This window comes from Providencia stuartii (genome assembly GCF_029277985.1).
Classification (GTDB): Bacteria; Pseudomonadota; Gammaproteobacteria; order Enterobacterales; family Enterobacteriaceae; genus Providencia; species Providencia zhejiangensis.
The window spans coordinates 140,945-162,376 of record NZ_CP119547.1 but is presented as its reverse complement, the minus strand read 5'-3'; the positions used below and the strand labels follow the sequence as shown (position 1 = coordinate 162,376).

15 protein-coding genes and 8 pseudogenes are annotated in these 21,432 nt (G+C 58.7%); 10 read left to right on the top strand and 13 right to left on the bottom strand.

Translation table 11 applies throughout. From position 1 onward, the window contains the following. Positions 1–7: 7 nt before the first annotated feature. Both P2E05_RS21010 and P2E05_RS21005 read left to right on the top strand, forming a co-directional pair. A complete protein-coding gene (locus tag P2E05_RS21010; protein ID WP_022644723.1) occupies positions 8–3,013 on the top strand; it encodes a Tn3-like element Tn3 family transposase in 3,006 nt (1,001 codons plus the stop codon). 33 nt (positions 3,014–3,046) lie between these two features. Next, positions 3,047–3,382, top strand: a pseudogene (locus P2E05_RS21005) (IS6-like element IS26 family transposase); the annotation flags it as partial. 41 nt (positions 3,383–3,423) lie between these two features. Here P2E05_RS21005 and P2E05_RS21000 read toward each other — a convergent pair. From P2E05_RS21000 to ltnD, 3 genes and pseudogenes are all read right to left on the bottom strand, one after another. Continuing rightward, positions 3,424–3,759 (bottom strand): annotated as a pseudogene (locus P2E05_RS21000) (class II aldolase/adducin family protein); the annotation flags it as partial. Next, positions 3,752–5,004: pseudogene (gene otnK, locus P2E05_RS20995) on the bottom strand (3-oxo-tetronate kinase). The pseudogenes otnK and P2E05_RS21000, both read right to left, overlap by 8 nt. A gap of 11 nt (positions 5,005–5,015) precedes the next feature. Next, a complete protein-coding gene (gene ltnD, locus P2E05_RS20990; RefSeq protein ID WP_002903955.1) occupies positions 5,016–5,918 on the bottom strand; it encodes an L-threonate dehydrogenase in 903 nt (300 codons plus the stop codon). Positions 5,919–6,179: 261 nt separating this feature from the next. On the opposite strand from ltnD, the gene P2E05_RS20985 reads away from it, so the two are divergent. Next, positions 6,180–6,941, top strand: a complete 762-nt coding sequence (locus P2E05_RS20985) for a DeoR/GlpR family DNA-binding transcription regulator (RefSeq protein ID WP_002210513.1) — start codon at positions 6,180–6,182, stop codon at positions 6,939–6,941. A gap of 20 nt (positions 6,942–6,961) precedes the next feature. Here P2E05_RS20985 and P2E05_RS20980 read toward each other — a convergent pair whose 3' ends face one another. After that, positions 6,962–7,822, bottom strand: a complete 861-nt coding sequence (locus P2E05_RS20980; protein ID WP_002904004.1) for an extended-spectrum class A beta-lactamase SHV-12 — start codon at positions 7,820–7,822, stop codon at positions 6,962–6,964. A gap of 136 nt (positions 7,823–7,958) precedes the next feature. Here P2E05_RS20980 and P2E05_RS20975 point away from each other — a divergent pair, with 136 nt between their 5' ends. Further along, complete coding sequence (locus tag P2E05_RS20975; protein WP_001067855.1) at positions 7,959–8,663, top strand: IS6-like element IS26 family transposase; 705 nt, start codon at positions 7,959–7,961, stop codon at positions 8,661–8,663. Positions 8,664–8,692: 29 nt separating this feature from the next. Continuing rightward, positions 8,693–8,929 (top strand): annotated as a pseudogene (locus P2E05_RS20970) (hypothetical protein); the annotation flags it as partial. Between the two features lie 249 nt (positions 8,930–9,178). Here P2E05_RS20970 and P2E05_RS20965 read toward each other — a convergent pair. From P2E05_RS20965 to groES, 3 genes are all read right to left on the bottom strand, one after another. Further along, complete coding sequence (locus P2E05_RS20965; RefSeq protein ID WP_032723056.1) at positions 9,179–10,660, bottom strand: IS91 family transposase; 1,482 nt, start codon at positions 10,658–10,660, stop codon at positions 9,179–9,181. 236 nt (positions 10,661–10,896) lie between these two features. Next, positions 10,897–12,537, bottom strand: coding sequence for a chaperonin GroEL (groL, locus tag P2E05_RS20960; RefSeq protein ID WP_004201176.1), 1,641 nt, complete (start codon positions 12,535–12,537; stop codon positions 10,897–10,899). Between the two features lie 55 nt (positions 12,538–12,592). Continuing rightward, positions 12,593–12,883, bottom strand: a complete 291-nt coding sequence (gene groES, locus P2E05_RS20955; protein ID WP_004201172.1) for a co-chaperone GroES — start codon at positions 12,881–12,883, stop codon at positions 12,593–12,595. A gap of 193 nt (positions 12,884–13,076) precedes the next feature. Here groES and cutA point away from each other — a divergent pair, with 193 nt between their 5' ends. The 3 genes and pseudogenes from cutA to P2E05_RS21870 form a co-directional block, all read left to right on the top strand. Continuing rightward, entirely contained in the window at positions 13,077–13,406 is a 330-nt protein-coding gene (gene cutA / locus P2E05_RS20950; RefSeq protein WP_004201171.1) for a divalent-cation tolerance protein CutA, read from the top strand. 4 nt (positions 13,407–13,410) lie between these two features. Further along, positions 13,411–13,785: pseudogene (locus tag P2E05_RS21875) on the top strand (protein-disulfide reductase DsbD domain-containing protein); the annotation flags it as partial. 90 nt (positions 13,786–13,875) lie between these two features. Continuing rightward, positions 13,876–14,442: pseudogene (locus P2E05_RS21870) on the top strand (twin-arginine translocation (TAT) pathway signal sequence domain protein); the annotation flags it as partial. 10 nt (positions 14,443–14,452) lie between these two features. On the opposite strand, the gene P2E05_RS20935 reads toward P2E05_RS21870, so the two are convergent. The 3 genes from P2E05_RS20935 to P2E05_RS20925 are packed head-to-tail and all read right to left on the bottom strand — an operon-like array spanning position 14,453 to position 16,277. After that, a complete protein-coding gene (locus tag P2E05_RS20935) occupies positions 14,453–15,091 on the bottom strand; it encodes a phosphoribosylanthranilate isomerase (protein ID WP_004201168.1) in 639 nt (212 codons plus the stop codon). Between the two features lie 4 nt (positions 15,092–15,095). Then, a complete protein-coding gene (gene ble, locus P2E05_RS20930) occupies positions 15,096–15,461 on the bottom strand; it encodes a bleomycin binding protein Ble-MBL (protein ID WP_004201167.1) in 366 nt (121 codons plus the stop codon). A 3-nt stretch (positions 15,462–15,464) separates the two neighbouring features. Continuing rightward, positions 15,465–16,277, bottom strand: coding sequence for a subclass B1 metallo-beta-lactamase NDM-1 (locus P2E05_RS20925; protein WP_004201164.1), 813 nt, complete (start codon positions 16,275–16,277; stop codon positions 15,465–15,467). A gap of 186 nt (positions 16,278–16,463) precedes the next feature. Between P2E05_RS20925 and P2E05_RS20920 the strand changes: the two genes are divergently transcribed. Next, a protein-coding gene (locus P2E05_RS20920) for an IS1-like element IS1B family transposase (RefSeq protein WP_095033700.1) occupies positions 16,464–17,161 on the top strand; the annotation gives its coding sequence in 2 pieces (ribosomal slippage) (positions 16,464–16,713 and positions 16,713–17,161; 699 coding nt in all). A 350-nt stretch (positions 17,162–17,511) separates the two neighbouring features. Here P2E05_RS20920 and P2E05_RS20915 read toward each other — a convergent pair. After that, complete coding sequence (locus tag P2E05_RS20915; RefSeq protein WP_000427623.1) at positions 17,512–18,516, bottom strand: IS110-like element IS4321 family transposase; 1,005 nt, start codon at positions 18,514–18,516, stop codon at positions 17,512–17,514. Positions 18,517–18,594: 78 nt separating this feature from the next. Next, positions 18,595–19,029 carry an Hg(II)-responsive transcriptional regulator gene (merR, locus tag P2E05_RS20910; RefSeq protein WP_000429836.1) on the bottom strand — a complete coding sequence of 145 codons (435 nt, stop codon included), beginning with the start codon at positions 19,027–19,029 and terminating at the stop codon, positions 18,595–18,597. A gap of 71 nt (positions 19,030–19,100) precedes the next feature. Here merR and P2E05_RS20905 point away from each other — a divergent pair. Continuing rightward, positions 19,101–19,190: pseudogene (locus tag P2E05_RS20905) on the top strand (mercuric transporter MerT family protein); the annotation flags it as partial. 66 nt (positions 19,191–19,256) lie between these two features. Here P2E05_RS20905 and P2E05_RS20900 read toward each other — a convergent pair. Beyond that, a pseudogene (locus P2E05_RS20900) lies at positions 19,257–21,425 on the bottom strand (Tn3-like element Tn3 family transposase); the annotation flags it as partial. Positions 21,426–21,432: the final 7 nt, after the last annotated feature.

Below are 21,432 nucleotides of genomic sequence, written 5' to 3'. Positions count from 1 at the left end.
GGCCGATATGCCCGTTGACTTTCTGACCACTGAGCAGACTGAAAGCTATGGCAGATTCACCGGTGAACCGGATGAGCTTCAGCTGGCACGATATTTTCACCTTGATGAAGCAGACAAGGAATTTATCGGAAAAAGCAGAGGTGATCACAACCGTCTGGGCATTGCCCTGCAAATTGGATGTGTCCGTTTTCTGGGCACCTTCCTCACCGATATGAATCATATTCCTTCCGGCGTCCGGCATTTTACCGCCAGACAGCTCGGGATTCGTGATATCACCGTTCTTGCAGAATACGGTCAGAGGGAAAATACCCGCCGTGAGCATGCAGCGCTGATACGTCAGCACTATCAGTATCGTGAATTTGCCTGGCCCTGGACATTTCGCCTTACCCGTCTTTTATATACCCGGAGCTGGATAAGCAACGAACGTCCTGGCCTGCTTTTCGATCTGGCGACAGGGTGGCTTATGCAACATCGTATTATTCTCCCCGGAGCCACTACGCTGACCCGGTTGATTTCAGAGGTAAGGGAAAAGGCGACGTTGCGCCTGTGGAACAAACTGGCACTGATACCGTCAGCCGAACAGCGTTCACAGCTGGAGATGCTGCTGGGGCCAACTGATTGCAGCCGCCTGTCTTTACTGGAATCACTGAAAAAGGGCCCTGTGACCATCAGTGGTCCGGCGTTTAATGAAGCAATTGAACGCTGGAAAACTCTGAACGATTTTGGCCTGCATGCTGAAAACCTGAGTACACTCCCGGCTGTGCGCCTGAAAAATCTCGCACGTTATGCTGGTATGACTTCGGTGTTCAATATTGCCAGGATGTCACCGCAGAAAAGGATGGCGGTTCTGGTTGCCTTTGTCCTTGCATGGGAAACGCTGGCGCTGGATGATGCATTGGACGTTCTGGACGCCATGCTGGCCGTTATCATCCGTGACGCCAGAAAGATTGGGCAGAAAAAACGGCTCCGCTCGCTGAAGGATCTGGATAAATCTGCATTGGCGCTCGCCAGCGCATGTTCGTACCTGCTGAAAGAAGAAACACCGGACGAATCGATTCGTGCTGAGGTGTTCAGCTACATCCCAAGGCAAAAGCTGGCTGAAATCATCACGCTTGTCCGTGAAATTGCCCGGCCCTCAGACGATAATTTTCATGAAGAAATGGTGGAGCAGTACGGGCGCGTTCGTCGTTTCCTGCCCCATCTGCTGAATACCGTTAAATTTTCATCCGCACCTGCCGGGGTTACCACTCTGAATGCCTGTGACTACCTCAGCCGGGAGTTCAGCTCACGGCGGCAGTTTTTTGACGACGCACCAACGGAAATTATCAGTCGGTCATGGAAACGGCTGGTGATTAACAAGGAAAAACATATCACCCGCAGGGGATACACGCTCTGCTTTCTCAGTAAACTGCAGGATAGTCTGAGGCGGAGGGATGTCTACGTTACCGGCAGTAACCGGTGGGGAGATCCTCGTGCAAGATTACTACAGGGTGCTGACTGGCAGGCAAACCGGATTAAGGTTTATCGTTCTTTGGGGCACCCGACAGACCCGCAGGAAGCAATAAAATCTCTGGGCCATCAGCTTGATAGTCGTTACAGACAGGTTGCTGCACGTCTTGGCGAAAATGAGGCTGTCGAACTCGATGTTTCTGGCCCGAAGCCCCGGTTGACAATTTCTCCCCTCGCCAGTCTTGATGAGCCGGACAGTCTGAAACGACTGAGCAAAATGATCAGTGATCTACTCCCTCCGGTGGATTTAACGGAGTTGCTGCTCGAAATTAACGCCCATACCGGATTTGCTGATGAGTTTTTCCATGCTAGTGAAGCCAGTGCCAGAGTTGATGATCTGCCCGTCAGCATCAGCGCCGTGCTGATGGCTGAAGCCTGCAATATCGGTCTGGAACCACTGATCAGATCAAATGTTCCTGCACTGACCCGACACCGGCTGAACTGGACAAAAGCGAACTATCTGCGGGCTGAAACTATCACCAGCGCTAATGCCAGACTGGTTGATTTTCAGGCAACGCTGCCACTGGCACAGATATGGGGTGGAGGAGAAGTGGCATCTGCAGATGGAATGCGCTTTGTTACGCCAGTCAGAACAATCAATGCCGGACCGAACCGCAAATACTTTGGTAATAACAGAGGGATCACCTGGTACAACTTTGTGTCCGATCAGTATTCCGGCTTTCATGGCATCGTTATACCGGGGACGCTGAGGGACTCTATCTTTGTGCTGGAAGGCCTTCTGGAACAGGAGACCGGGCTGAATCCAACCGAAATTATGACCGATACGGCAGGTGCCAGCGATCTTGTCTTTGGCCTTTTCTGGCTGCTGGGATACCAGTTTTCTCCACGCCTGGCTGATGCCGGTGCTTCGGTTTTCTGGCGAATGGACCATGATGCCGACTATGGCGTGCTGAATGATATTGCCAGAGGGCAATCAGATCCCCGAAAAATAGTCCTTCAGTGGGACGAAATGATCCGGACCGCAGGCTCCCTGAAGCTGGGCAAAGTACAGGCCTCAGTGCTGGTCCGTTCATTGCTGAAAAGTGAACGTCCCTCCGGACTGACTCAGGCAATCATTGAAGTGGGGCGCATCAACAAAACGCTGTATCTGCTTAATTATATTGATGATGAAGATTACCGCCGGCGCATTCTGACCCAGCTTAATCGGGGAGAAAGCCGTCATGCAGTTGCCAGAGCCATCTGTCACGGTCAAAAAGGTGAGATAAGAAAACGATATACCGACGGTCAGGAAGATCAGTTGGGAGCTCTGGGGCTGGTCACTAACGCCGTCGTGTTATGGAACACTATTTATATGCAGGCAGCTCTGGATCATCTCCGGGCGCAGGGTGAAACACTGAATGATGAAGATATCGCACGCCTCTCCCCGCTTTGCCACGGACATATCAATATGCTCGGCCATTATTCCTTCACGCTGGCAGAACTGGTGACCAAAGGACATCTGAGACCATTAAAAGAGGCGTCAGAGGCAGAAAACGTTGCTTAACGTGAGTTTTCGTTCCACTGAGCGTCAGACCCCAACAACGTGAAGAAGTGGCAGATCCCGCGATTCATCAACACGGATAAAGCGCCCGCCTATGGTCGCGCGCTTGCTCTGCTCAAACGCGAAGGCCGGTGCCCGTCTGACGTTGAACACCGACAGATTAAGTACCGGAACAACGTGATTGAATGCGATCATGGCAAACTGAAACGGATAATCGGCGCCACGCTGGGATTTAAATCCATGAAGACGGCTTACGCCACCATCAAAGGTATTGAGGTGATGCGTGCACTACGCAAAGGCCAGGCCTCAGCATTTTATTATGGTGATCCCCTGGGCGAAATGCGCCTGGTAAGCAGAGTTTTTGAAATGTAAGGCCTTTGAATAAGACAAAAGGCTGCCTCATCGCTAACTTTGCAACAGTGCCCGAGCCCCTGCAGGCAGGAGAGCGCGGTCAGATAGTGGCTGTGCAAGTGGACGATCGCCTTGCAGGCCGGGTTGTGCAAATAGACCGCCCGGTGAAAAGTGACCTCTTTCGACGGTTTGTCGCCGGAGATCCATTCCCCTTGCAGCGTCACCACCGACAACCGCTGAGCCTGCAGTTCGCCGAGGCAGGCGCCGGTCGGCGTCGCCAGCAGGTTGCCGTCCGGCAGCAGCAGCGACAGATTGCCAGCGGAGCCGGTGGCATAGCCGCGGCTAAACAACGAGGCGCCAATCTGCACCATTTCCTCTCGCAGTTGTTGCTCAGTCATGACGAAACTCCTGCTGGGCACGGGCAAAGAACTGGATATCGCCGAAGTTACCTGACTTCAGCGCCAGGGAGAGCGGCTGGCGGGTGTCACGCACCCAGGGCACGCCAGGGGAGATGGTCGGCCCAATATGGAACGCCTCAACCCCCAGGGTCTGCGCCACAATGCTCGACGTTTCCCCTCCGGCCACAATAAAGCGGGTAAATCCGTTCGCCTTCAGGGCGGCGGCAAGAGCGGCAAACAGCTGTTCCACCCGTTCGCTGCTGGCCTTGTCGCCATACTGCGCCTGGATCCGCTGCAGCGTTTGCGGCTCGGTGGTGGCATAGATCATCGGCGCCAGCGGCGCATCGCGCTGCGCGTCCACCCAGTCAGTCAGCGTCCTGACGTAGCTCTCCAGATCGGTAAAGCAGGCGCTTAAGTCGACGGCGCGGGCGGGGGCCTGTTGACGATAGGCCGCCACCTGGCTGTTGGTCATCACCGAGCAGGAGCCCGAGAGCACCACCGCCGGACCGGCCAGCGGCATGCCGGCCTGAGCGCTTTCCCCCCTGGCGCCATGGCGCTGCGCCCAGTCGCGGGCGAGGCCGATGGCGAGGCCGGAACCGCCGGAGACCAGCTTCATCTCCCGCAGCGCCACGCCCTGGGTGAGCAGATCCTGTTCGCTGAGGGCGTCGAGCACCACATAGCGCACCGCCGGATCGTTGACTGCCGCCAGCGCGGCGGCGACCGGGCGACAATCGGCCAGGCAATCAGCGCGGCTTTTCCGCGCCCTTGGCGCTCAATTAAGCGGCCCAGGTGCGCATCCTCCATCGGCGTCACCGGATGGTGGCGCATCCCGGACTCATTCAGCAGTTGCTCGCCGACGAACAGATATCCCTGATAGACCGTGCGGCCGTTAACCGGCAGCGCCGGGGAAATCACCGTCCGCGTCTCACCCAGCTCGGCCAGCAGGGCATCCAGCACCGGGCCAATGTTGCCCTGCGCGGTGCTGTCGAAAGTGGAACAGTACTTGAAATAAAACTGCTGACAGCCCTGGGCCTGCAGCCAGCGCAGGGCCGCCAGCGACTGGCTGACGGCCATTTCCGCCGGGCAGGAGCGGGTTTTCAGGCTGATGACCACCGCCTCGCTGGTCAGCGGAATATCGCGGGTCGGCACGCCATTCAGTTGCACCGTCGGCATGCCGTTGCGCACGAGGAAGCTGGCAATATCCGTGGCGCCGGTGAAGTCATCGGCAATGACACCAAGCTGCATGTTGTCTCTCCTCACTGTTTATGGCCCGGCAGGGTGATGCCGTTGAAAATCTTGATCACCGCGCTGTCATCTTCCCGACCGAATCCGGCATTACTGGCGGAGGTGAACATATTCAGCGCGGTGGTAGCGAGCGGCAGCGGGAAGGTCAGCGCCCGGGCAGTGTCATTCACCAGCCCGAGATCTTTGACAAAAATATCGACAGCGGATTTTGGCGAGTAATCGCCATCCAGGACGTGCTGCATGCGATTCTCAAACATCCAGGAATTACCCGCCGCGTGGGTGACCACGTCATACATCGTCTCCAGTGGGATCCCGGCGCGGGCGGCAAGCGCCATCGCTTCGGCGGCAACGGCGATGTGCACCCCGGCCAGCAGCTGATGGATAATTTTTACCGTCGAGCCAAGACCAATGTCGCTCCCGATGCGGTAGACTTTGCCGGCCACGGCGTCCAGCACCGGCGCGAGTCGGGCAAAGGCGGCATCGCTCCCGGAGGCCATCACCGTCATGTCGCCGGCGGCCGCTTTCACGGCGCCGCCCGATACCGGCGCGTCGAGCATCAATAGCTGGTACTCCGCCAGCGCCTCGGCAATGGCCTGAGCATCGGCGGAGGCGATGGTGGACGACACCATCACGACGGTGCCCGGCTTCAGATGGGCGGCGAGGCCGCTCTCGCCGAACAGGATCCCCCGCACCTGGGCGGCATTGACCACCAGCAGCACAACTGCATCCAGTTCCGCGGCGAACGGCACCGCGCTGGGGCCCGCGCCTTTGGCGCCCGCCGCCAGCAGTGCGCGACAGTTGTCGGGATTGATGTCAACGCCCCAGGTGTTCAGGCCCGCCTGCAGGCAGGCGCGGGCGGCGCCCATGCCCATTGAACCCAGTCCAATCACGCAGACGTTAGTGTGTGCAGCCATGCTGGTCTCCTTGTGAACATTAGTTAATTAATGTGATTTAATGATAGAATAAAGCGTTATCATGTGAATTTATGTGAGAGTTATCACGAATAACCCACATGAATATAAAAAATTCACAGGCGGAAAGAGGCTGCACAGCGGCGATTCTTGCCCTAAAATAGCGTAAAAAACAGCGGCAAAGCGCGATAACAACACCGGGTGTCGCCAGGGCCGTAGCCTGGGTGGTGACGCCTGGTGTGAAAAAATGGTAAGGGGAGAGCGGTGATTCCAATAGAACGACATCAGCGTATTTTAGCCCTGGTGGAGCAGCGTGGGGCGGTAAGCATTAACGAGCTGACGGAGATCCTCGGCGTGTCCCATATGACCATCCGTCGGGACGTCAGTAAACTGGAGGAGCAGGGGCTGCTGGTCAGCGTCTCGGGCGGCGTACGCGCCGTCAGCCGGCTGGCCGCGGAACCCAGTCATCTGGTGAAAAGCACGCTGCAGAGTGAGGAGAAACAGGCGATCGGCGCGCTGGCGGCGAGTCATATCGCTAAAAACAGTTGCATCTATCTGGATGCCGGGACTACCACCCTGGCGCTGGCGCGGGCGATCCTCGACCGGAACGATCTCCAGGTGGTCACCAATGATTTTGAGATAACCCAGCTGCTGATCGATGCCAGCCAGTGCGGCGTGATCCACACCGGCGGCACTCTGTGCCGGGAGAACCGCTCCTGCGTGGGCGAATCGGCGGCGCGTACGTTACGCCACCTGGCTATCGATACGGCCTTTATCTCCGCCAGCGGCTGGGACAGTCGCGGGATATTCACCCCTGATGAGAACAAGGTTACCGTCAAGGAGACCGTCAGCCAGGTCAGCGCGAGAAGCATCCTGCTGTGCGACAGTTCGAAATACAATCAGGTGGCCACGTTTATGGCGTTACCTTTGACCCGGTTCACCACCATCATTACCGACCGGCATCTTTCCGATGCCGCCGCCAGTCATATCGCCCGGCACGCCTGCGAGGTGCTGCGGGCCGGATAACGCGCGCGGCCACCGCCGGCTTAGCGTTGCCAGTGCTCGATCAGCGCCGCGCCGATCCCGGCGATTTGCTGATTTCGCTCGGCCATGCTCGCCGGCGTATCCCGCAGATAAATCACCACAATGCGCTCTGCTTTGTTATTCGGGCCAAGCAGGGCGACAATCCCGCGCGCACCCCGCTTGCTAGCTCCGGTCTTATCGGCGATAAACCAGCCCGCCGGCAGCACGGAGCGGATCAACGGTCCGGCGACCCGATCGTCCACCATCCACTGCAGCAGCTGCCGTTGCGAACGGGCGCTCAGACGCTGGCTGGTCAGCAGCTTGCGCAGGGTCGCGGCCATGCTGGCCGGGGTAGTGGTGTCGCGGGCGTCGCCGGGAAGCGCCTCATTCAGTTCCGTTTCCCAGCGGTCAAGGCGGGTGACGTTGTCGCCGATCTGGCGCAAAAAGGCAGTCAATCCTGCGGGGCCGCCGACGGTGGCCAGCAGCAGATTGGCGGCGCTGTTATCGCTCATGGTAATGGCGGCGGCGCAGAGTTCGCCGACCGTCATGCCGTCGGCAAGGTGTTTTTCGCTGACCGGCGAGTAGTCCACCAGATCCTGCTGGCGATAGTGGATCTTTCGCTCCAGCTGTTCGTCACCGGCATCCACCCGCGCCAGCACTGCGCCGCAGAGCACTACTTTAAAGGTGCTCATCATGGGAAAGCGTTCATCGGCGCGCCAGGCGGTCAGCGTGCGGCCGCTGGCCAGATCCATTTCTATCATGCCTACGCGGCCCGACAGCTGGCTTTCGCTTTGTTTAATTTGCTCAAGCGGCTGCGGGCTGGCGTGTACCGCCAGCGGCAGGGTGGCTAACAGGGAGATAATACACAGGCGAATATAACGCATAACCACAATACATCCTTGAGTGAAGGCCGATAAAGGCGAGTAAAGAAGCGACAAATAAGAATAACCCGGCGTTGGCACTGTTGCAAATAGTCGGTGGTGATAAACTTATCATCCCCTTTTGCTGATGGAGCTGCACATGAACCCATTCAAAGGCCGGCATTTTCAGCGTGACATCATTCTGTGGGCCGTACGCTGGTACTGCAAATACGGCATCAGTTACCGTGAGCTGCAGGAGATGCTGGCTGAACGCGGAGTGAATGTCGATCACTCCACGATTTACCGCTGGGTTCAGCGTTATGCGCCTGAAATGGAAAAACGGCTGCGCTGGTACTGGCGTAACCCTTCCGATCTTTGCCCGTGGCACATGGATGAAACCTACGTGAAGGTCAATGGCCGCTGGGCGTATCTGTACCGGGCCGTCGACAGCCGGGGCCGCACTGTCGATTTTTATCTCTCCTCCCGTCGTAACAGCAAAGCTGCATACCGGTTTCTGGGTAAAATCCTCAACAACGTGAAGAAGTGGCAGATCCCGCGATTCATCAACACGGATAAAGCGCCCGCCTATGGTCGCGCGCTTGCTCTGCTCAAACGCGAAGGCCGGTGCCCGTCTGACGTTGAACACCGACAGATTAAGTACCGGAACAACGTGATTGAATGCGATCATGGCAAACTGAAACGGATAATCGGCGCCACGCTGGGATTTAAATCCATGAAGACGGCTTACGCCACCATCAAAGGTATTGAGGTGATGCGTGCACTACGCAAAGGCCAGGCCTCAGCATTTTATTATGGTGATCCCCTGGGCGAAATGCGCCTGGTAAGCAGAGTTTTTGAAATGTAAGGCCTTTGAATAAGACAAAAGGCTGCCTCATCGCTAACTTTGCAACAGTGCCGCAAAAAGTCAGTAAAGGACTCACAGTTGGTTCAGTCATTACAGGAAGCACGTTTTTACATGGTCCCCCTGTTTTGGCACTCGGTTTTACCAAGCTGTTTAAAAAATCAAAAAAAGTAGACGAAACCAATATTCAATTGGCCAATAGCTGGATTGGTGTAAACAACCACCTGATTGAAAAGGTGCTGCCAAACCTAAAGTGGGATATGGGTATAGGAAGTTCAACCGCCCTTTTTGGCGAGTCTGGCGGGTAGGAAGCGGCCGCGCAAGCGCCGCTTTGGGCACAGATCGGGCACAGATCGGGGGTTCATGCGTGGGTTTTCGACATCGCGGGGCCACGCAGCGGCTCAGTGCGTAGCCATTTCTCACCGAATCCCGGCACAGGGCCGAGCGCAGCCCTGCGGGGTCGTGGCCGCATCGGATCGGACTCTGGCTTGGCTGCCGGCTGTGTGGCCGGCGCCTCATCACGCGGCGGGCGGCGGGGCGCGCGCTGCGGGCCGGTAGTGCGCTTGCTCCAGCGCGCCGTGTTTCTCGAAGTGGGCGAGGATGGCGCGAATGGCCTTGGGGTCTTCGATGCTGGCGACGATCCGCACCGCGCCGCCGCAGTGGGCGCAGGTGGTGATGTCGATGGAAAAGACCCGCTTGAGCCGTTGCGCCCAGCTCATCGCACGGCGCTTCTGCTCGGGGCTGCGCGGCTCGTCGTGGGCGCTGACGTCCACTGGCGCCGCATCGCCCGCAGGCCGCCTGCCGCGCCCCGAGGGCGTCAGCTGCGCGCGCAGGTTTGCATTCGGGGCGAATACGCCGTGGAAGCGGGTGAGATGCGCGCGTGGCGGCGGGACCAGTGCCGCCAGCTTGGCGATGAAGTCCACCGCATCCCATTCGACATGCGTGGTGCCATTGCGCCACGGCGTCTTGAGCTGGTAACGCACCCTGCCCTGTGGCGAGATCGATAGCCGCTGCTCGCTGATCGCCGGGCGCGTGATGTAGCGGCACAGCTTTTCGAGCTTGTGGCTTTCGTGTGCTTCCGCGGCCACGCCGGCATGCAGCGAGAAGCCGCCGACCTTGCCGGCGTCGCCCTCCAGCGGACCGGCGTCGCCAGGCAGCGTTTGCAGCGTGACGACCTTGCGGCCAGCGTCGCGACCGGTGGCGATGCGGTAGGTCATCGAACTCATCCGCAGCCCATCCATGCCGTCGTCGCTACCCGCGCTGTCGGACAGGAACACGGATTCGTCTTCGCCTTCGAGCCAGCCGCGGCGCGACAGGTGCCGGCACACGCGATGCGCGATGGTGTTGGCCAGTTCCGTCAGTTGCGCCGATGTGGGCGCACGGGTGCGGTGCAGGCGCGGCTTGCGCTGCGGACGCTCGGTGGTGTCCTCGTACACGCCGTCGAGCCACAGCATGTGGAAGTGGATGTTGAGATTCAGCGCGCTGCCGAAGCGCTGGATCAGGGTCACCACGCCGCATTGCGCCGTATCCCGCGGCACGCCGGCCTGATCGGCAAGCCAACCGGCGATCACACGATGCACGATGCCCAGCACCGGGCCGATCGCCTCAGGCTTGCTGGCGAACAGGAAGCGCAACGGGTACGGGAAACTCAGCACCCATTGCCGCACCGGCCGCGGGCCGAACACCTCGTCCACCAGATGCCGCGCCGACTCGGCCATGCGCCGTGCGCCGCAGCTCGGGCACAGCCCGCGCTTCTTGCAGGAATACGCCACCAGCCTCTCGGCACGACAGTGCTCGCAGACCACGCGCAGGAAGCCGTGCTCGAGCACGCCGCAGCGCAGGTAGGTCTCGAACTCCTCGCGCACATACTCGGGCAGCGGGCGGTCTTCGGCCTCAAGACGCGCGATGAAGTCCGGGTAGTGCGCCTGCACTAGCGCGTACAGCAGCGTGCGCTCGGGCAGGTGGCGCGCGTAACGCGCAGCGGCGTGGGCGGCCGGCAGTGGCGCGCACACCTCGGCCTGCCGCCGGGGTGCGGTCAGGCGCGGCACGCAGCGCTCCGTTGCAGGGACGGCTGCTCAGGGTTGCGCCCGCGAGCACGCGTTCATATCGGCGTTTTCTGATCTTCGCGTCAGACATTGCCGCGGGGCGGGTAGGAAGTCTCCCGCCTCGGACGCCAGAACGCACAAAGCCCGGCACGAGGCCGGGCTTTGTGGTCTTGCTTGATGGATCGCGGGGCTTAGAAATCCATGCCGCCCATGCCGCCCATGCCGCCGCCGGCCGGCATCGCCGGCTCGTCCTTCTTCGGGGCCTCGGCCACCATCGCTTCGGTGGTGATCATCAGGCCCGCGATCGACGCGGCGTTCTGCAGCGCGGTGCGGGTGACCTTGGTCGGGTCCAGGATGCCGAACTCGATCATGTCGCCGAACTCGCCGTTGGCGGCGTTGTAGCCGAACGCACCCGAACCTTCGACCACGCGGTTGAGGATGACCGACGGCTCATCGCCGGCATTGGTCACGATCTCGCGCAGCGGGGCTTCCATCGCGCGCAGGGCGATCTGGATGCCGTGGTTCTGGTCTTCGTTCACGCCCTTGATGCCGGCGATCGCCGCCTTGGCACGGATCAGGGCGACGCCGCCGCCCGGGACGATGCCTTCCTCGACGGCCGCACGGGTCGCGTGCAGGGCGTCTTCGACGCGCGCCTTCTTTTCCTTCATCTCGACTTCGGTGGCGGCACCGACCTTGATCACCGCAACGCCGCCGGCCAGCTTGGCCACGCGCTCCTGCAGCTTCTCGCGGTCGTAGTCGGAGGAGGTCTCCTCGATCTGCGCCTTGATCTGCTTGATGCGCGCCTCGATGCCCGCGCCTTCGCCGGCGCCATCGATGATGGTGGTGTTTTCCTTCGACACCTGGATCTTCTTGGCGCGGCCGAGGTCCTTGATGGTGGCCTTCTCCAGCGACAGGCCGACTTCCTCGGAAATCACCACGCCGCCGGTCAGGATCGCCATGTCTTCCAGCATCGCCTTGCGACGGTCGCCGAAGCCCGGGGCCTTCACCGCGCAGACCTTGACGATGCCGCGGATGGTGTTGACCACCAGGGTCGCCAGCGCTTCGCCTTCGACTTCCTCCGCCACGATCAGCAGCGGCTTGCCGGCCTTGGCCACGCCCTCGAGGACGGGCAGCAGGTCGCGCACGTTGGAGATCTTCTTGTCGTACAGCAGGATGAAGGGATCATCCAGGTCGGCCGACATCGACTGCTGGTTGTTGACGAAGTACGGGCTCAGGTAGCCGCGGTCGAACTGCATGCCCTCGACCACGTCGAGTTCGTTGTCCAGGCCGCTGCCTTCCTCGACCGTGATCACGCCTTCCTTGCCGACCTTGTCCATCGCCTGCGCGATCAGGTCGCCGATGTTGGCATCCGAGTTCGCGGAGATCGCGCCGACCTGGGCGATTTCCTTGCTGGTCGACGACGGCTTGGACAGCGACTTCAGTTCGCCGACCGCGGCCTTCACCGCCTGGTCGATGCCGCGCTTCAGGTCCATCGGGTTCATGCCGGCGGCGACCGCCTTCATGCCCTCGCGGATGAACGCCTGCGCCAGCACGGTGGCGGTGGTGGTGCCGTCGCCGGCGTTGTCGGAGGTCTTGGAAGCGACTTCCTTCACCATCTGCGCGCCCATGTTCTCGAACGCGTCAGCCAGTTCGATTTCCTTGGCGACGGAGACGCCGTCCTTGGTGATGGTCGGCGCGCCGTAGCTCTTCTGCAGCACGACGTTGCGGCCCTTCGGGCCGAGGGTCGCCTTCACGGCGTTGGCGAGCACGTTGACGCCGCGCACCATCTTGGAGCGCGCGTCTTCGCCGAAACGAATGTCCTTGGCAGCCATTGCGAATTACCTCGAAAAATTATTCGGATGAGAAATGTGTGGGAGCGACGCGCGATCAGCCGAGGATCGCGAACAGGTCGTCTTCCTTCACCACCAGCAGCTCGACGCCGTCCAGCTTCACTTCGGTGCCGCTGTACTTGCCGAACAGCACCTTGTCGCCGACCTTGACCTGCGGCGCGCGGACCTGGCCGTTGTCCAGCACCTTGCCGGTGCCGACGGCGACGACTTCGCCCTTGATCGGCTTCTCGGTGGCCGAATCCGGGATCACGATCCCGCCGGCGGACAGCTTCTCTTCTTCCATGCGCTTGATGACCACGCGGTCGTGCAGCGGCTTGATATTGGACATGGCAACCTCGGTAAATGGTTGATTGACGTGGAAAAACCCGGCGATTTTAGCAGTCGCGCGAAGCGAGTGCCAAACCGCGGACAACAGAACCGGGCGAACCCGGCATGCCACCGAGATGGGGCGGGCCCGCCGACTTTCAAGGGCCGCACGCGGATGTCCGCCAGGCCCGCCGGATCGGGGCAGCCGCTACCCTATGCCGGTGAGCGCCCTGATCTGCTTCTGCACCTGTCCCGACGCCGACAGCGCCGAGCGCATCGCCACCGCGCTGGTGGCCGAGCGCCTGGCCGCCTGCGTCAACCTCCTGCCCGGCCTGCGTTCGGTCTATCGCTGGCAACGCAAGGTCGAGGCCGCGGCCGAGGTCCTGCTGCTGGTCAAGACCAGTGCCGAGGCCTACCCCGCCCTGCAGGAACGCCTGCGCCAACTGCATCCCTACGAACTCCCGGAGCTGCTCGCGGTCGAAGCCGCGTCCGGCCTGCCCGAATACCTGCAATGGCTGGCCGCCGAGAGCCGACCGGTAAACTGAGCCAATGACCGCATCCACGATCCGCCTGCGCCGCTGGCTGGCCGGGCTCGCCCTGCTGCTTGCGCTGCCCGCGACCTCGGCCGTCGCCCAGGACTTCGAACTGCCGCCGGTCGACGAGGTCTTCGTCCTGTCCGCGCAGGCCACCGCGCCGGACCGCATCGAGGTGCGCTGGCGGATCGCCGACGGCTATTACCTGTACCGGCACCGCACCTCGGTCAAGGCCGATGCCGCCTTCACCGGCGCGACCATGGCGCTGCCGAAGGGCAAGGCCTACCGCGACGAATTCTTCGGCGACGTCGAAACCTACCGCAAGGAATTGCTCGGCACCCTCACCGGCACGCCCGCGGCCGGCGCGAGCGCGACCACCCTGACCGTGAAGTACCAGGGCTGCGCCGATGCCGGCGTGTGCTACCCGCCGCAGACCCGCACCCTGAAGGTCGCGTTGCCGGGCGAAGCGGGCGCTGGCGGCTTCGGCTGTAAGGCGCGCGGGCTGCATGATTATGTCGTCAAGAACGGCTCTGCCGATCATCCCAACGCCGAGGTGAAATTCGCACTGGGTGATGTGGTCAACACCATGATCGGCTGCACTAATGGTGAAACGATCATGCTGTGCCACGACACCTCGCTGCCGCGCCCCTATTCTCTCGGCTTTCGGGTGCAAGGCACCGAGGGGCTGTGGATGGACGTCAACAAGTCGATCTATCTGGAGGGCAAGAGCCCACAGCCGCACCGCTGGGAGCCTGCCGAGGGCTGGTTTGCGAAATACGATCACCCGCTATGGAAACGCTACGCCGATCTGGCGGCAGGGGCCGGGCATGGCGGGATGGACTGGTTCGTGATCCACGCTTTTGTCGAGGCGCTGAAGGCCAAGGCCCCGATGCCAATCGACATTTACGACGCGCTGGCCTGGAGCGCGATCACGCCTCTGTCGGAACAATCGATTGCTGAGGGCAATCGCACGTTAGATTTTCCCGACTTCACCCGAGGGCAGTGGCGCACCCGCAAGCCGATCTTTGCGCTGAACGACGCCTATTGATCGACGCGATTTAGGCCAAGCGCACCGCAAAGGCGAAATTGGTAATCTTGTCGGTATCCTTGACGCCCGGCGCGCTTTCGACGCCGCTGGAGGTATCGACCAGCGGCGCTCCGGTGCGCGCAATCGCCTCGGCAACATTCGTCGGATTTAGCCCGCCTGCCAGCCCCCACGGCAAGGCACCGCGATATCCGGCCAGCAGCGACCAGTCGAACGCCAACCCCATGCCGCCGGGCAGCGCGCCTTTGGGGGTCTTGGCGTCGAACAAGATCAAGTCCGCCGCCCCGGCATAGGCTGCGGCGCGTGCGACATCGCTGGCGCTGGCGACGGGCAGCGCCTTCCACACCGGCTTGCCAAACCGCGCGCGCAACTGGGCCACGCGTTCGGGCGATTCCGAACCGTGCAGCTGCAGCGCGTTCAGCTTGGCTGCCACCAGTGCGTCGGCGATGACAGCATCATCCGCATCGACGAACAAACCGACCATGGCGATCTGGCCAGCTGCGCGCGATGTCAAAGCGCCCGCGACATTCGACGTAACCGCACGGGGCGACGCTGGATAGAACACCAACCCGGCATAGTCCGCCCGCGCCGCGATGGTCGCATCGAGCGCCTCGGGTGTGCTGATCCCGCAAATCTTGATTTTCGCGGGCATGCGGTCAGTCGGGGTTCTGGATCAGCCGCACCAGCGTGCAGTCGGGATCGATCAGGTAGCCGATCCTCAGGCCGCTCGCCTCCAGTTGCGGAGCTTTGAAGCGCGGCCAGCCGGTGCTTTTTTCCTCGGCTCCCGCCGCGTTCACCAATGCCACCATGGCATCGAGATCATCCAACCGCAGGCAACAGCCGAACGAGCTCGTAGCTGGGTCGAGGTCAGGATAGGGGAAGAATTCGAGCTGCAAACCGCCGCGCTGCAGGATCATCCAGCCGCGATCCTTCCAACTCGTCGCAAAGCCCAGCTTCGCATAAAACGCCTCTGTCACATCGAAATCGCGCGATGGCAGATTGGGGGTGACGTGGTCAGCCATGGCTCAGCGCAGCTTGTCGGCCATGCGGGCCGTATGAGTGATTGCGGCGCGGCTATCGGGGGCGGAATGGCTCATCACGATCATGCTGGCCTTGGGGAACGCCGCACCAAACGCGCGCGCTGACGCGGCGTAGTGCTCAGTGTCGGCATCACCGAGATTGCCGAGCGACTTGGCCTTGCTGTCCTTGATCAGGCAGCCACCAAAAGCGATGTCGGTGCCGTCGATCCCAACGGTGATATTGTCACTGGTGTGGCCGGGGCCGGGGTAAAATACCTTGAGCGGGCCAAAGTTGGGCGCGGTTGCTGGTTCGACCCAGCCATTGGCGGCGAAAGTCAGGCTGTGTTGCGCCGCAACCATCCCCTCTTGCGGGGCAAGCTGGTTCGACAACGCATTGGCATAAGTCGCAATCCCCGCCGCATGCAGCGCGTCCATACCGCCCATCTTGTCCTGATGCGCGTGAGTCACCACCGCCAGCGCGACCGGCAGGTTGATCTCCTGCTTGATCCAGTTGAGGATCTGGGCGGTCTGGTCATCGGTCCAGGCGGTATCGACCACCAGCACGCGGCCGCCATCCCTGACGATCAAACCGTTGGAAGCGACTGCCCCGAAACCCGGCATGTCGAGATAGGAAGTGTGCTGCCAGACATTCGGTGCGAGCTGGCGGAAAACCAGATCGCCAAACCGTTGGTCGCCAGTTTCCATTTGCTGGCCAATCGTCGGGCGGATTTCACCGGGCATGCACCCGCTCAGCATCAATGCAGCGGCTAATGCGGTGCTCAGCTTCGCGACCGGGTGCATAATATTGGGCAATTCCATCAAGTTTTCCTTTTATTCAGCATTAAAAACCCCGCAAATGCGAGGCCTAGTAAATAGATGATCTTAATTTGGTTCACTGTAGCAAAAATATGGGGCGAATTCAAACATGAGGTGCGACAGTTTCAAAAGCCGGTGATGCTGCCAACTTACTGATTTAGTGTATGATGGTGTTTTTGAGGTGCTCCAGTGGCTTCTGTTTCTATCAGCTGTCCCTCCTGTTCAGCTACTGACGGGGTGGTGCGTAACGGCAAAAGCACCGCCGGACATCAGCGCTATCTCTGCTCTCACTGCCGTAAAACATGGCAACTGCAGTTCACTTACACCGCTTCTCAACCCGGTACGCACCAGAAAATCATTGATATGGCCATGAATGGCGTTGGATGCCGGGCAACCGCCCGCATTATGGGCGTTGGCCTCAACACGATTTTCCGCCATTTAAAAAACTCAGGCCGCAGTCGGTAACCTCGCGCATACAGCCGGGCAGTGACGTCATCGTCTGCGCGGAAATGGACGAACAGTGGGGATACGTCGGGGCTAAATCGCGCCAGCGCTGGCTGTTTTACGCGTATGACAGGCTCCGGAAGACGGTTGTTGCGCACGTATTCGGTGAACGCACTATGGCGACGCTGGGGCGTCTTATGAGCCTGCTGTCACCCTTTGACGTGGTGATATGGATGACGGATGGCTGGCCGCTGTATGAATCCCGCCTGAAGGGAAAGCTGCACGTAATCAGCAAGCGATATACGCAGCGAATTGAGCGGCATAACCTGAATCTGAGGCAGCACCTGGCACGGCTGGGACGGAAGTCGCTGTCGTTCTCAAAATCGGTGGAGCTGCATGACAAAGTCATCGGGCATTATCTGAACATAAAACACTATCAATAAGTTGGAGTCATTACCCCCCGGACGAGTGGGAATCCATGGTAGGGATTTTTACCGAAATGGAAGAACACTATTAGGGGGCACCTCAGAAAACGGAATCTATGGTCACTCCCGTTTTTGCAACACCGATTTTGACGACAAGTTGGCTTGCTTGAATCTATCCGGCGTCTGAATGGGATTTTATTCCCGCGCCTTGATGAGTTCCGCGCCTGATGAACCTCCAGAAAATATACGGCTTCAATGAGCCTTTCCGTTTTACAGGTTCCTCAACAGGCCGGTGGGCCGTTAGTATCATCAATATCAGTATTCGCAAAACCAGATCAGTAATTCTTTAAACCGGTGTATTTCTGCCGTTATGCTACATAAGTTTGCTGTCGTGCCGTTAGGGCCCAGGCTATTCTGGCCAGCTTGTTTGCCAGAGCACAAGTGACGACAAAGTTGCTTTTCCGGCACAGTAAATCCCTGACCCAATCGGCCAATTTGCCAGACTGGTGTTCCAGTTTTTGTATGAATACCCTGGCACACTGAACCAACAAAGTTCGGATCTTTTTATTACCTCGCTTACTAATTCCCAGCAATGTCGTCCTACCTCCCGTGCTGTACTGCCGAGGTACAAGCCCTGTTGCCGCCGCAAAGTCACGGCTGCTGGCGTACTGCTTCCCGTCGCCAATCTCAGTTGAAATAGTACTCGCTGTCAGTGTTCCGACGCAGGGAATGCTCAGCAAGCGCTGTCCAACCTCATCTTCGTCCAACTTTCGTTTCAACTGGGATTCCAGATCTTTAATCTGCTCAACAAGATAGTGATAATGCTGTTGTAATTTCAGCAATAACTGGCTGAGGTAAAGAGGCAAACTATTATCCTCAAGAATGGTACTCAGTCGGCTAATAACGGCAGCTCCTCGGGGAACGCTAATGCCAAATTCCAGCAGAAAAGCATGCATTTGATTGGTTGTTTTCACCTTATCCTGAACCAGGGATTCACGGACACGATGCAGAGCCCGCATTGCCTGCTGAGATTCCGTTCTGGGCTGCACAAAACGCATAGACGGACGCGATGCAGCTTCACAAATAGCTTCGGCGTCGACAAAGTCGTTTTTATTGCTTTTAACGAACGGGCGGACAAATTGTGGTGATATCAGCTTTGGGGAATGCCCCAACTCTTCCAACTTGCGTGCCATAAAGTGAGAACCGCCACAGGCTTCCATTGCGATGGTTGTAGCGGGGCATGTCGCCAAAAATTCGATCAACTTTGGCCGGGTAAATTTTTTACGGTAAACAGCCTTCCCGCGACGATCCTGGCAATGAATATGGAAAGAGTTTTTACCCAGATCGATACCAATGAGCGCAATGTTTTCCATGATAGTTCTCCGAATGAAAGCCTGTCCTCAGCATAGTACCGGGAAGGAGGGAGTGACCATCTCATTAAATAAAGCACGCTAAGGCATAGCTGACCTTGCCAGGCCTGCTTCGCCCTGTAGTGACGCGATCAACGGGCAGGAAACATTCCCCTTTCGTGCATGGCAGGCGCACACGAGTTCAGACAGCACGGTTTCCATGCGCGCCAAGTCGGCCATCTTCTCGCGCACGTCCTTGAGCTTGTGTTCGGCCAGGCTGCTGGCCTCCTCGCAGTGGGTGCCATCGTCGAGCCGCAACAGCTCGGCAATCTCGTCCAGACTGAACCCCAGCCGCTGTGCCGATTTCACGAATTTCACCCGAACCACGTCCGCCTCCCCATAGCGGCGGATGCTGCCGTAAGGCTTGTCCGGTTCCCGCAACAGGCCCTTGCGCTGATAGAAGCGGATTGTCTCCACGTTGACCCCGGCCGCCTTGGCAAAAACGCCAATGGTCAGGTTTTCCAAATTATTTTCCATATCGCTTGACTCCGTACATGAGTACGGAAGTAAGGTTACGCTATCCAATCCAAATTCAAAAGGGCCAACGTATGTCTGAACCACAAAACGGGCGCGGTGCGCTCTTCGCCGGCGGGCTGGCCGCCATTCTTGCATCGACCTGCTGCCTGGGGCCGCTAGTAGGGGTCTGACGCTCAGTGGAACGAAAACTCACGTTAAGCAACGTTTTCTGCCTCTGACGCCTCTTTTAATGGTCTCAGATGTCCTTTGGTCACCAGTTCTGCCAGCGTGAAGGAATAATGGCCGAGCATATTGATATGTCCGTGGCAAAGCGGGGAGAGGCGTGCGATATCTTCATCATTCAGTGTTTCACCCTGCGCCCGGAGATGATCCAGGGCTGCCTGCATATAAATAGTGTTCCATAACACGACGGCGTTAGTGACCAGCCCCAGTGTGCCCAGTTGATCTTCCTGACCGTCGGTATATCGTTTTCTTATCTCACCTTTTTGACCGTGACAGATGGCTCTGGCAACGGCATGGCGACTTTCTCCCCGATTAAGCTGGGTCAGAATGCGCCGGCGGTAATCTTCATCATCAATATAATTAAGCAGATACAGCGTTTTGTTGATGCGCCCCACTTCAATGATTGCCTGAGTCAGTCCGGAAGGACGTTCACTTTTCAGCAATGAACGGACCAGCACTGAAACCTGTACTTTGCCCAGCTTCAGGGAGCCAGCGGTCCGGATCATTTCGTCCCACTGAAGGACTATTTTTCGGGGATCTGATTGCCCTCTGGCAATATCATTCAGCACGCCATAGTCGGCATCATGGTCCATTCGCCAGAAAACCGAAGCACCGGCATCAGCCAGGCGTGGAGAAAACTGGTATCCCAGCAGCCAGAAAAGGCCAAAGACAAGTTCGCTGGCACCTGCTGTATCGGTCATAATTTCGGTTGGATTCAGCCCGGTCTCCTGTTCCAGAAGACCTTCCAGCACAAAGATAGAGTCCCTCAGCGTCCCCGGTATAACGATGCCATGAAAGCCGGAATACTGATCGGACACAAAGTTGTACCAGGTGATCCCTCTGTTATTACCAAAGTATTTGCGGTTCGGTCCGGCATTGATTGTTCTGACTGGCGTAACAAAGCGCATTCCATCTGCAGATGCCACTTCTCCTCCACCCCATATCTGTGCCAGTGGCAGCGTTGCCTGAAAATCAACCAGTCTGGCATTAGCGCTGGTGATAGTTTCAGCCCGCAGATAGTTCGCTTTTGTCCAGTTCAGCCGGTGTCGGGTCAGTGCAGGAACATTTGATCTGATCAGTGGTTCCAGACCGATATTGCAGGCTTCAGCCATCAGCACGGCGCTGATGCTGACGGGCAGATCATCAACTCTGGCACTGGCTTCACTAGCATGGAAAAACTCATCAGCAAATCCGGTATGGGCGTTAATTTCGAGCAGCAACTCCGTTAAATCCACCGGAGGGAGTAGATCACTGATCATTTTGCTCAGTCGTTTCAGACTGTCCGGCTCATCAAGACTGGCGAGGGGAGAAATTGTCAACCGGGGCTTCGGGCCAGAAACATCGAGTTCGACAGCCTCATTTTCGCCAAGACGTGCAGCAACCTGTCTGTAACGACTATCAAGCTGATGGCCCAGAGATTTTATTGCTTCCTGCGGGTCTGTCGGGTGCCCCAAAGAACGATAAACCTTAATCCGGTTTGCCTGCCAGTCAGCACCCTGTAGTAATCTTGCACGAGGATCTCCCCACCGGTTACTGCCGGTAACGTAGACATCCCTCCGCCTCAGACTATCCTGCAGTTTACTGAGAAAGCAGAGCGTGTATCCCCTGCGGGTGATATGTTTTTCCTTGTTAATCACCAGCCGTTTCCATGACCGACTGATAATTTCCGTTGGTGCGTCGTCAAAAAACTGCCGCCGTGAGCTGAACTCCCGGCTGAGGTAGTCACAGGCATTCAGAGTGGTAACCCCGGCAGGTGCGGATGAAAATTTAACGGTATTCAGCAGATGGGGCAGGAAACGACGAACGCGCCCGTACTGCTCCACCATTTCTTCATGAAAATTATCGTCTGAGGGCCGGGCAATTTCACGGACAAGCGTGATGATTTCAGCCAGCTTTTGCCTTGGGATGTAGCTGAACACCTCAGCACGAATCGATTCGTCCGGTGTTTCTTCTTTCAGCAGGTACGAACATGCGCTGGCGAGCGCCAATGCAGATTTATCCAGATCCTTCAGCGAGCGGAGCCGTTTTTTCTGCCCAATCTTTCTGGCGTCACGGATGATAACGGCCAGCATGGCGTCCAGAACGTCCAATGCATCATCCAGCGCCAGCGTTTCCCATGCAAGGACAAAGGCAACCAGAACCGCCATCCTTTTCTGCGGTGACATCCTGGCAATATTGAAG